This is a genomic window from Candidatus Eremiobacteraceae bacterium (assembly GCA_035710745.1).
Taxonomy (GTDB): Bacteria; Vulcanimicrobiota; Vulcanimicrobiia; order Eremiobacterales; family Eremiobacteraceae; genus JANWLL01.
This window is the reverse complement of the sequence record DASTCX010000015.1, coordinates 1-11,150: the sequence shown is the minus strand read 5'-3', so window position 1 is coordinate 11,150 and position 11,150 is coordinate 1. Positions and strand designations below refer to the sequence as shown.

Genomic DNA, 11,150 nt, shown 5'->3' with positions numbered 1-11,150 from the left:
CGCTTGGGAAGACCGCGGCGGTCGAGCTAAAGCTCGACCGCTACGGGATCTTTGATGATACGACTAAGCGGCCGGGGTGAGGTGCTTCTCGACCATCGCGACGAGCATCTTCTCAGGCACGTAACCGACGATCCGGTCGACGGGTTCGCCGTTCTTGAAAAGGATGAGACACGGGATGCCGGTCACGTCGTAGCGCGCAGCGAGGTCTTGGTTCTCGTCGGTATCGACCTTGGCGACCTTGAGGCGGCCTTGATACGTGGCCGCCAGCCGTTTGACGAGCGGCGCGATGGCGAGGCACGGCGAGCACCAGGTCGCCCAGAAGTCGACGAGCACGGGCGAACCCGACTGAAGCACTTCAGATTGGAAAGAACTTTGGCTGACGGTGACCGGATCGCTCACGAGGATCTCCTATGCGACTGCGACGGTTCGAGGGCGGACGGACTTCGCGTCATATCCGTTCCGCCTCCTCCGCACGATGGCCGATGTTCGCGGCGTCGATGACGGCGTCACCCTCCTCGAGTTTCATGACGCGCACGCCCTGCGCCGCCCGGCCCGTCTCGCGGATCTCGAAGACGCGGGTGCGGATGACGATGCCCTTCGACGAAATGACCATGATCTCGTCATCGGGCTTCACGAGCAGCTGCTCGATGATGTCGCCGTTCTTCTCGGTACGGTTGAACGCTTTGATGCCCTTGCCGCCGCGATTCGTCTTGCGATAGTCGTCGATCGGCGTCCGCTTGCCGTAACCGTTGCGCGTGATGACGAGGACCTCTCGCCGATCCTTGCCGACGACGTCCATCGCCACGACGTTCGCGCGACCGGTAAGGCGCACGGCGCGCACGCCGCGGCTCGCGCGGCCCATCGGCCGCACGGTCTTCTCGTCGAAGCGGATCGCGTAACCATCCGATGTCGCGAGCACGAGTTCGGCTGTGCCGTCCGTCAGCTGGACGTTGAGCAGCTCGTCCCCTTGCATGAGGTTGATGGCGATGAGTCCGGAGCGGCGTACGCCGCCGAAGTCGGAGAGCGTCGTCTTCTTGATGTAGCCGCGGCGCGTCACCATGACGAGGAATTCTTCGGTGCCGAGCGTTCGGATGGGAAGCACGGCCGTGACGGTCTCGCCGGGCGGGAGCGTCAGCAGATTGACGAGCGCGGTACCGCGCGCTTGGCGCGACGCGTCCGGTATCTCGTGCGCGCGCAACCGGTAGACCCGGCCGCGGTTGGTGAAGAAGAGCACGTGCTGGTGCGTCGTCGCCGGGAACAGATGGCGCGGCACGTCTTCCTTCTTGAGGTTGACGCCCGTGATGCCCCGCCCGCCGCGATTTTGCGCGCGGAAGGCGTCGACGATCTGCCGCTTGATGTAGCCGCCCGCGGTGACCGTGACGACGACGTTCGTGTCCGCGATGAGGTCCTCGACGGCGAACTCGCCTTCGGCTTCGACGATCTGCGTGCGCCGCTTGTCGCCGAACTTCTTCTTGAGCGCGTTGACGTCGTCTTTGACGAGCCCGTAGATGCGCCGCTGGCTCTTGAGGATGTCCTCGAGGTTCGCGATCGTCTTGAGCAGCGCGACGTATTCGTCTTCGATCTTCTGGCGCTCGAGAGCGACAAGGCGCTGCAGGCGGAGGTCGAGGATCGCGTTCGCCTGGATCTCGCTCAGCTCGAACTTCTTCATCAAGCCCGAGCGCGCGTCGTCGGTGGTCTGCGATCCGCGGATGAGCTTGATGATCGCGTCGATGTGGTCGAGGGCTATACGGTAGCCCTCGAGGATGTGGGCGCGTTCTTTCGCCTTGCGCAGGTCGAAGCGGCAGCGCCGCGTCGTCACTTCTTTGCGATGCTCGATGTACTCGACGAGCATCTCGCGCAGGCTCAGCGTTCGCGGTTGGCCATCGACCAGGGCGACGCAGTTGACGCCGAACGACGTCTGGAGCGGCGTGTGTTTGTACAGCTGGTTGAGGACGAGCTGCGCCTGCCCGTCGCGCTTGAGCTCGATGACGATGCGCATGCCCTTGCGGTCGCTCTCGTCGCGCAGATCGGCGATGCCGGCGGTCTTCTTGTCCTGGACGAGCTGTGCGATCGACTCGATGAGGCGCGCTTTGTTGACCTGGAACGGGATCTCGGTGACGATGATCGCCTGGCGACCGCCGCGCAGCTCCTCGAACTCGTGCTTCGAGCGCATGACGATCGAGCCACGGCCGGTGAGATAGCTCTGACGGATGCCTTCGCGCCCGAGGATGAGGCCGCCGGTCGGGAAGTCCGGGCCGGTGACGATCTTCAGCAGTTCCTCGTCCTTGAGATCGCGATCGTCGATGAGCGCGATGAGCGCATCGCACACTTCGGTCATGTTGTGCGGCGGGATGTTCGTCGCCATGCCGACCGCGATGCCCGACGATCCGTTGACGAGCAAGTTCGGCACGCGTGACGGCAAGAGCGCCGGCTCGCGCGACGATGCGTCGTAGTTGGGGACGAAATCGACCGTCTCTTTGTCGATGTCGGCGAGCATTTCGAGCGACAGCGCCGCTAGCCGCGCTTCCGTGTAGCGCATCGCCGCGGGCGGATCGCCGTCGACCGAACCGAAGTTGCCGTGGCCGTCGACGAGCGGGTAGCGGAGGCTGAAATCCTGGGCCATGCGGACGAGCGCGTCGTAGACCGACACGTCGCCGTGCGGATGGTAGTTCTTCAGGACCTCACCGACCGTGCCGGCGCACTTGCGGTGCGCCTTGTCAGGGTTGAGGCCGAGCTGCGACATGGCGTACAGGATGCGCCGGTGGACGGGCTTGAGACCGTCGCGGACGTCGGGGAGCGCTCGGGCCACGATCACGCTCATCGCGTAATCGATGTAGGACCGCCGCATCTCGTCTTCGATGTTGACGGTTAGGATTCGATCGGATGGCATAGCGTGTCGGTATTCCTCGAAGCTTATCTCGCGCGGCGTTTTCTTGCCGCCGTCGCCCGGTTCTTTAGGGCCGCCGGGTCCTCTCACAACGTGTTCTCGGCCTGGTCAAAAAGCGGTAAGATATCGGGGCCGAGCATCGCTCGGCTTACCACAAATTCGACCGCACATATGGTCGCTACGCATGCGTAAGGTCGCAACACGTGAAGTTTCGAGCCTGCGCTTTCGCTCTCCCGCCCAGACGCCGTTCGAAGACGCAGGAACCGCTGAAAAATCGCGGGTATGCGCAGTCAATGTCACCGTCCAAAGCCGACTTCCACGTGACGACGAGGCTGCTGCCCGATGCGACCGCGACGGTGCGACTCGGCGAGCAGCTCGCGCGCGCGGCGCGTCCAGGGCTTGTCGTCTTGCTCGACGGTCCACTCGGCGCGGGCAAGACGACACTCGTCCAAGGTTTCGCCGCTGGAATCGGGGCTCACAAGCCTGCGGCGAGTCCGTCATTCGTCTTGGCGCATAGCTACCCGGGCGGCCGGCTGCCGGTGTGGCATCTCGACCTTTACCGCATCGAAACTGAGTCGGAAATAGACGACCTCGATCTCGACCTCTACATGCCGCGAGACGGCGTCATGCTCGTCGAGTGGGCGGAACGTGCGCATGCCCGTCGGTGGCCGTCCGACTCACTGACGATCAGGCTCGATCTCGCGCCGTCCGGACGGATCGCGAACATCGGGTGCATCGATGTGGGCTCCCGCATCGCGCTGCAGACGCTCGAAGCGCTGAGGACGATGTGAAAGGCGTGACGACGCTTGCGATCGCGACAGCCGGCCCGGTCGGGGTGGCGATCGTTTCGGACGACGCCGAGCATGCGACGACGACCCACGAACAAGCGCTGAGCGGCGCATTGCGCTGCGTGCGCCAAGTCCTCCGCGCGGCGGATCTGACGATCGACGATATCGCGCTTGTCGCCGCGTGCACCGGACCCGGTTCGTTCACCGGATTGCGCATCGGCGTCGCGCTTGCGAAGAGCATCGCGCAGGCGCGCGATTTGCCGGTGATCGGCGTCTCCTCATACGATGTCGTCGACGAAGGTGCTGGTACGACATTTCCGCGCACCTCGCTCGTCGAAGGCAAGCGCGATTTCTACTATACGCGGACCATCGGCGATGCAGCCGCGACACCGCACTTCACGAGCGGCACGCGCGAAGAGCTGGGCGCGCAACTCGCGGGCGTGGACGTACGCGATCTCGCGGACATCCCGGCCGGCGAGCAAGCGCTGCGGATCGCGCGCATCGCTAGGCGACGTTCTGCGGGCGGAGCCCCGGGCGGTTGGCAGGCCGTCGATATCGACTACGGCGGTAGGCCCAATGCCGTGGTCAATTGGGAACGACGGCGGGGCGCGCAGGAGAGGGGCGTCGCTCCGAACGCCTCGAATTTGAAGCCCAGATGAAGTCGCTCCCCCGCACCCTCGACATCGGGCCGATGAACATCGAGGACATCCCAGAAGTGCTGCGCGTCGAGGCGCTCTGTTTCTCGACGCCGTGGCCTCGCAACGCGTTCCAGAACGAATTGACCGAGAACAAGCTTGCGCACTACTTCGTCGGCCGGTCCGACGACGAGATCGTCGCCTACGGCGGGCTTTGGGTCATCCTCGAAGACGCGCACATCACGACCGTCGCGGTGAGGCCTTCGCATCAGCGTCAGCGGCTCGGTGAAAGGATCCTCGTCCATCTGCTCGACGAAGCGATCGAGCGCGGTGCGTGCTGGGTGACGCTCGAGGTGCGAGAGTCGAACACCGCGGCGCAGGAGCTCTACCGCAAGTACGGCTTCACGGTCGTCAATACGCGGCGCGGCTACTACTCCGACAACGATGAGAACGCGCTCGTCATGTGGGCCGGCAACCTCAAAGGCGCCGTCTTCCAGAACAGGCTCAACGCCTTGAAAGCGGGGCTCGACTGAACCCTCTGGCGACGGACGCGCCGCTCACGCTCTCGGGCTCCGATTTCATCAAGCTGTGCAAGGATGTCCGCGCCCGCACTGACGAGCACCGTTTTGCGCACGCCATTCGGGTCGCTCGGATGGCCGAGCGGCTCGCCTCGCTCTACGGCGTGTCGACGCTCAAAGCGCGCGTCGCCGGCGTTCTGCACGACGTCGCACGATTGTGGAAGCCGCAGGCGGCGTTCGCGTATGCGCAGAGCCACGGCTTGCCGGTGAGCGATGTCGCTCGCGCCGCGCCGGTGCTCATGCACGCGGCGATCGGTGCGGAGATCGCGCGCTGCGAGTTCGGGATCGAGGATCGCGACGTGCTCGGTGCGATCGCGCACCACACGGTCGCGGAAATGGGGATGTCCGATCTCGAGAAAATCGTGTACGTCGCGGACTCGATCGAGCCCGGACGGAAGTTTCCGCAACGAGCAGAGCTCGAGGCAGCCGCGTTTCGCTCGCTCGACGAGGGCCTCTACGCGAGCGTGCGAGCATCGATGGATCACCTTACCGCGAGACGAGTCGCGGTCGCACAGGAGACATTGGAATTGTACGAAGACATGATGAAGCGCTATGGCGACGCGTCGTAAGCGGCCGTCGAAGCCGCGCGGGCGGACCGCTGTGCGGCCCTCTGCGGCGGCTCCGAAGAAAGCGCGCGCTTCTCGCGCGGGCACTGCGAAGCGCGCCGTGAAGCGTCCGCCGGCGAACTCCGGGCGCTCTCGCGTTCTCGACGGGGCGCAGGCAATAGAGTCCGACCGCGCCGGAATCGCGTCGACGAAAGAGCACGTCGCAAAGCTCGACGACGAACAAGCGCGATCGCTCGCGCTCACGTGCCGCGATGCGGCATCGGCGAAAAAGGCGGAAGAAGTCCTGATGCTCGATATCCGCGACAAAGCGGCCTTCGCAGACTTCTTCATCCTCGCGACCGGACGTTCGGCCATACAGGCGAGAGCGATAGCGGACGCGGTCGTCGAGGCCGGCGAGGACGAATGGGGATCCCCGCTGCGTACCGAGGGGTATAACGACGCGACCTGGATCCTCGTCGACTACGGGGCGGTCATCGTCCACGTCTTCACGCCGCAGGCTCGCGAGTTCTACAACCTCGAGCGGCTGTGGGGTAAGGCCCCGAGCGCGTCGAAACGGCGGTCCTGATGCTGTCGAAGATGAAGCGCAAACAGCGCGAAAAGATCTATCGCTCGTTCGTATGGATATTTCTCGTCGTTTTCGTCTTCTCGGTGGCGGCGGCGTCGATCATCATGCTGACCCAGCCGGCGAACCCGCCCGGGCACTGAAACACCATCGGTTCCTGCTCGGTATGCGATGCAAGGCAGGGACATCGCTCCCGTCACCTGCGTGTCCCTGCCGGACTTATATGTAGCGGTCGAGCTTTAGCTCGACCGTTAACGACCGCGCAGCTAGTCGGCGGCGCCGGTCTCCGGCACCGCGTCGAGGCTTTCTCGCCACTCCGGGTGTTTGAGCGGATGACGGTAGAGGTCGTCCAAGTGGATCGCGGCCATGTGCGCCAGGTATTCGAAGTCGCGCCACACTTGGGGCGAGGGTCCGCGGATCAGGGCCGTCACCTCGCGCAGCTGCCTCCAATCACGAAGACACCCTTGTGCGCCCCAGTCGAGGAAGAGCTGCCTATCGAGCAGCCCTTGGCGAAGCAAGATGCCAAACTTCTCCCAGTAGTTGCCGAGGATGATTTCGAGGTGCTCGTGCCGGTCGAATCTGTTGGTGGAGAGCGACTCCCGAAACGCAGGATCTTTGAGCTTTAGCTCGAGCGTAGTCGCGACAAACGTCCGGACGTCGACGAGAGTCTCCAATTCACCCATAAGAGCCATCGCCGCCGCGAGCTGGTTGGCGGCGCGCAAGTGACGGATCTGGACGATCGCGACGATCGCCGTGACGGCGATGACAAGCGTCGTCACGAGCGACGCGATCGCGGTGAGCGCCTCCCACGTCATCGCGGCTACTTCAGCAGTTCTTCTGCGATGATCTGGCGTTGGATCTCATTCGTGCCTTCGTAGATCGCCAAGATTCGCGCGTCGCGATACGCACGCTCGATGCCCGTCTCTTTCATGAAGCCCATGCCGCCGTGGATCTGGAGCACTCGATCGACCACATAGATCGACATGTCAGAGCAGTAGCGCTTCACCATCGCGGCTTCGAGCGAGAAGCGATCGCCGCGGTCCGCTTTCCACGCGCCGTGATAGACCATGTTGCGCGCGGCGAATATCTTCGTCGCGATGTCGGCGAGCATGAACTGAACCGCCTGCTGTTTCGCGATGGGCTTTCCGAACTGTATGCGCTCCTTCGCATAGGCGATCGCTTTCTCGAGGAGTATCTGCGAGCCGCCGACGCAGCCGGCGCCGAGCGACAAGCGGCCTAGGTCGAGCGTCTTCATCGCGGTGATGAATCCCATGCCGACTTTGCCGATGACGTGGTCGGCGGGCACCTTCGCGTCCTGAAAGACGAGCTCGCAGGTGTGCGATCCGCGCAGCCCCATCTTCTTGTCGTTGGGGCCGCGCTTGACGCCGGGCTGGTTGAGGTCGACCCAGAACGCGGTGATGCCACCGCGCGCGCCCAGACTCTTGTCGGTGACCGCGAAGACGGTCGCGAAATCGGCGAGATCGCCGCTCGTGATGAAGTGCTTGACGCCGTTGAGGACGTAGGTGTCGCCGTCGATCCGCGCGCTGGTCTGGATATTCGCCGCGTCGGAGCCGGCGTTCGGCTCGGACAGCGCGAAACAGGCCAGCTTATCGCCCGCGCACAGCTGCTCCATATATTTCGACTTGAGATCTTTGCTCGCGTCGAGATAGAAGGCCATCGCGCCGATGCTGCAGTGCGCTCCGATGAGGTTTGAAAACGCTGCATTGGCGCGACCGAGCTCCTCAAGAGCGACACAGTAGCCGAGTTCGCCGATGCCGGCGCCGCCGTACTCTTCCGAGAACGGCAGACCGAACAGACCCATCTCCTTCATCTTGTCGATCGCGGATCGCGGGATATCGTCGCTCTCTTCCAGCTCGTCGGTGAGCGGCCATAGCTCGTTCTCGACGAACTCGCGGATCGATCGTTTGAGCAGCTTGAGATCGTCGGAGAGTTCGAAGTTGAGTCCCGAAGGCGCAAGCGTCGTGGCCATCGTCGCGATCCTTTCCGAGCGAAAGCGTCGCGGCGGCATTCGCTCCGGGCGAGGGTGAATCCGCGCCGCGAGGCCAATTGGGACGGTCGTCATGCTCGAAGACGTCCAGCGCTCTCCGTACTGGAAGCCGATGAGGCCATGGGCGGATTGGCACGCGGAACGCGGCGCGCGCCTTCGCCGCTTCGTCAACGAGCAGCTGTATCCGTACAGCCCGTTCTACAGACGCCTCTTCGACACGCACAAGATCGACCCGCGCTCGATCCGCACGATCGACGATTTGCGGCGCATACCGTTCACGACAAAGCACGACATCGCGCCGACCGCAGATAATCCGTCGCGCCATCTCGACATCGTCCTCCAACCAGATGCCGAAAAAATGCGACAGTACGCATCGAAGAGCGTGCTCGCGCGGCTGTTGTTGGTGCGCATGCTCCATGACGAGGCGACCGTACGCGAAGAGGTGCGGCGCGAATACGGACCGGTCCATGTCATCTTCACGACCGGCCGAAGCGCGTTACCGACACAGTTCGTCTACTCGCCGCTCGATTTCGAGCGGCTTCACCTTGTCGGCCGTCGGGTGGCGCAAGTCGGCGGCATCGAGGGCACGATGCGCTCGCTCAACGTGTTCCCGTTCGCGCCGCATCTCGCGTTCTGGCAGACGTACGCCGTCGGTCAAAGCGTGCCGACGCTCATCGTCCACACCGGCGGAGGCAAGGTGCTCGGCACGTCGGGTAACGTCGGCGCTCGGGCGCATGCAGCCCGACGTCCTCATCGGCGTTCCGGGCTTTGTCTATCACATGCTGCGACAAGCTGCGAGCGAAGGCGTTCGTTTGACGAAGCTCGTGAAGGTCGCGCTCGGCGGCGAGCGAGTTCCGCTTGGCTTGCGTTCGAAGATCGGCGAGTTATGCGCCCAGATGGGCGCGCCGGACGTCCGCGTGCAGAGCGTTCTCGGCTTCACCGAAGCGCGGCATTGCTGGGCGGAATGCATGCCGCCGGATCACGAGACGTCGTACGGGTTCCACACGTATCCAGATCTCGAGATCTTCGAGTGCGTCGATCCCGACACCGATGAACTCGTCGGCCCGGGCGAGCGCGGCGAACTCGTCTACACCGCGCTCGAAGGCCGCGGTTCTTGCGTCATCAGATACAAAACGGGCGACATCGCAGAGAACGGGATCGTCTACGATCCGTGCCCGGGCTGCGGCCGCATCGTGCCGCGTGTGTCGACGACGCTTTCGCGACGTTCCGACGTGGGCGAGTTCCAGCTGACGAAGATCCGCGGCACGCTCGTCGACCTGAACAATTTCTTGCCGGCGATGGCTTCGATCGACGAAGTCGTCGAGTGGCAAGTCGTCGTGCGCAAGAAGGATGGCGAAGCGCTCGGCCTCGATGAGATCGTGCTCTCGGTCGCGCTGCGCGACGACGTCGATCCCGAGGCTGTCAAGCGAAAGATCACGGCGAGGCTGCTCGCCGAGATGGAAGTCGCGCCAAACGTCATCGAAGTTCTGCCGCTCGCGCAGCTGACAGAGAATCTGGGGTTGGACACACAGATGAAGGAATGGAGAATTAGGGACCTTCGAGCGGCGGCGACTAATGGTTAACAGACGCGGGGCTCGTGTTTCAAGGCGCGATTCCTTCGAGATAGTATGAAGGATGATCTTGTGGGGCTTGCAGGTTCTCTTCCGTCATTAGGATGTGGTGAGGTCCTGCAGCCCACAGTCGCCCACGAACCATCAAGTGAAGGTCTCCGTTCTGGATCCGAAAGATCAGCCATCCGTTCATGTCGAGGTAGTCGTCCCCATCGAATGTGGCGCACGAGAACGTCTGGATTCCGTAGACATGGCCTCCAAAGGTTCTGTCAACAGTCGAAGTGGTGAGCAGGATCCTTTGTTTGCCATCGTGGTTCGCATAGACCTCAACGCCTGAATCAGGGGAGTCTGCCAGTGAGCAAGTGCTTCCGTCATGCAGTTGAAAGTTGGTTCCTATCCCGACTCCTTCGAGTTTCGTATCGCTAGGGACCGATCGGGCTTGTCGTCCATCTAGAACGAACCGCTTTGTCGGCGGCCCAACATCGATCACGGGCTCACCCGCAAGCGTGCCCATGAACGCCACATAGATAGGCGACACTCCGAGGTCGATAGGCGTAAAGACGCCGGCCTGGAGCAGTCCGACTTTTTCGGGAATGTCACCGGCGGACATTGGCGGCGGAAGTGGCGGTTCGTAAGAGATATACAGTGTGCCGTCGGGCATCTCGTTGTACGCGTCGATTTCCCAATCTGGCGAGAATCGGTAGACCTTCGTGCCGGAGCGGAATGGGAAGCGTGCAACTTCCGGGGCATTGTTCAACGTATTTGGTGATCAGTGCGTTGTCGGAGGCGTGCTCTTTGATCTCGCGCTCCATGTCCTGCGGAGATACCGGCTGCGTTAACGCGAGTGCCGGTAGAATGAAATAACGGTAGCCGCTACTCGCGACTAGTGCGGCTACAAGCGTGCCGACAAATACCAAGCGCATACGTTGCCAGCCCCTTCAAGTCGTTGCATTCTAGGTATCGGCTAGACGCGTCGAGAGCATAGCCCCCAGTGGGGCAGCCGATAAGCTGGCGTGACCTCGACTAGCTAAGTGGTACCACGGATCTAGACGCGCTGCGTAGTGAGGACATAATGAGGACAACGGAAAAATATGACCTAAAAACACCAAATAGTATGGCGATTCTGTATGGTACTCAGAGTTGAAGGAATTGCGCATTCGGGACTTGCGAAACGCGAAACCCGATTGAGTTGGAGCGGTTGAGCTTCACGGTCGACCGCCGCTGTGCGCTAAGAGAAAAGAAACACCACCCGTGGGGTGGTGCCGGCAGTGGTCCGTCACGGGAATGATACCATGCGCGCGCGGTCTTTGCAACAGATGCTCAAGAGGTCCGACGCCATGAGCATTCCGTCGCCCGGGGCTGGAAGCGACGGGAATCGAACCCGCGACAGGCGGTTTGACGGACCACTGTCGGCCTGACCTGGCCCCACGGAGTTATCCCAGCGGAGATGGGCAACCTGGAGGCGTACCGCCATCCAGGAGGCTACCGTGCGAAAGTCTCGTTTTAGCGAATCGCAGATCGTTGCTATTCTCGGCGAATCAGAACGCGGCGCGAA

Annotated in this window: 12 protein-coding genes; 7 read left to right on the top strand and 5 right to left on the bottom strand. The window is 62.9% G+C overall.

Annotated features, from left to right (window positions below):
* Positions 1 to 63: 63 nt before the first annotated feature.
* Together trxA and gyrA are read right to left on the bottom strand one after the other, a co-directional pair.
* Positions 64 to 399, bottom strand: coding sequence for a thioredoxin (gene trxA, locus VFO25_05500; GenBank protein HET9342347.1), 336 nt, complete (start codon positions 397 to 399; stop codon positions 64 to 66).
* Between the two features lie 49 nt (positions 400 to 448).
* Positions 449 to 2,890, bottom strand: a complete 2,442-nt coding sequence (gyrA, locus tag VFO25_05495; protein ID HET9342346.1) for a DNA gyrase subunit A — start codon at positions 2,888 to 2,890, stop codon at positions 449 to 451.
* 290 nt (positions 2,891 to 3,180) lie between these two features.
* On the opposite strand from gyrA, the gene tsaE reads away from it, so the two are divergent.
* The 6 genes from tsaE to VFO25_05465 all read left to right on the top strand — a co-directional run bounded on the left by tsaE (position 3,181) and on the right by VFO25_05465 (position 6,159).
* The gene (gene tsaE, locus VFO25_05490; protein HET9342345.1) at positions 3,181 to 3,678 is read left to right on the top strand and encodes a tRNA (adenosine(37)-N6)-threonylcarbamoyltransferase complex ATPase subunit type 1 TsaE; all 498 of its coding nucleotides are present in this window, start codon (positions 3,181 to 3,183) and stop codon (positions 3,676 to 3,678) included.
* Positions 3,675 to 4,334: a tRNA (adenosine(37)-N6)-threonylcarbamoyltransferase complex dimerization subunit type 1 TsaB gene (tsaB, locus tag VFO25_05485; GenBank protein HET9342344.1), complete on the top strand. Its 660-nt coding sequence runs from the start codon at positions 3,675 to 3,677 to the stop codon at positions 4,332 to 4,334. The genes tsaE and tsaB overlap by 4 nt, the downstream gene beginning before the upstream one ends.
* Positions 4,331 to 4,843, top strand: coding sequence for a ribosomal protein S18-alanine N-acetyltransferase (gene rimI, locus VFO25_05480; protein HET9342343.1), 513 nt, complete (start codon positions 4,331 to 4,333; stop codon positions 4,841 to 4,843). Before tsaB ends, rimI begins: the two co-directional genes overlap by 4 nt.
* A complete protein-coding gene (gene yqeK, locus VFO25_05475; protein HET9342342.1) occupies positions 4,774 to 5,457 on the top strand; it encodes a bis(5'-nucleosyl)-tetraphosphatase (symmetrical) YqeK in 684 nt (227 codons plus the stop codon). Before rimI ends, yqeK begins: the two co-directional genes overlap by 70 nt.
* Before the next feature lie 97 nt (positions 5,458 to 5,554).
* Positions 5,555 to 6,019, top strand: coding sequence for a ribosome silencing factor (rsfS, locus tag VFO25_05470; GenBank protein HET9342341.1), 465 nt, complete (start codon positions 5,555 to 5,557; stop codon positions 6,017 to 6,019).
* Entirely contained in the window at positions 6,019 to 6,159 is a 141-nt protein-coding gene (locus tag VFO25_05465) for a hypothetical protein (GenBank protein ID HET9342340.1), read from the top strand. The genes rsfS and VFO25_05465 overlap by 1 nt, the downstream gene beginning before the upstream one ends.
* A 123-nt stretch (positions 6,160 to 6,282) precedes the next feature.
* Here VFO25_05465 and VFO25_05460 read toward each other — a convergent pair whose 3' ends face one another.
* Positions 6,283 to 6,831, bottom strand: a complete 549-nt coding sequence (locus VFO25_05460; GenBank protein HET9342339.1) for a hypothetical protein — start codon at positions 6,829 to 6,831, stop codon at positions 6,283 to 6,285.
* A 5-nt stretch (positions 6,832 to 6,836) separates the two neighbouring features.
* Positions 6,837 to 8,006 (bottom strand): acyl-CoA dehydrogenase family protein, encoded by a 1,170-nt coding sequence (locus tag VFO25_05455; protein ID HET9342338.1) that lies wholly within the window; start codon positions 8,004 to 8,006, stop codon positions 6,837 to 6,839.
* Between the two features lie 365 nt (positions 8,007 to 8,371).
* Here VFO25_05455 and VFO25_05450 point away from each other — a divergent pair, with 365 nt between their 5' ends.
* Entirely contained in the window at positions 8,372 to 9,607 is a 1,236-nt protein-coding gene (locus VFO25_05450; protein ID HET9342337.1) for an AMP-binding protein, read from the top strand.
* Between the two features lie 19 nt (positions 9,608 to 9,626).
* On the opposite strand, the gene VFO25_05445 is transcribed toward VFO25_05450, so the two are convergent.
* Complete coding sequence (locus VFO25_05445) at positions 9,627 to 10,352, bottom strand: hypothetical protein (protein ID HET9342336.1); 726 nt, start codon at positions 10,350 to 10,352, stop codon at positions 9,627 to 9,629.
* Positions 10,353 to 11,150: the final 798 nt, after the last annotated feature.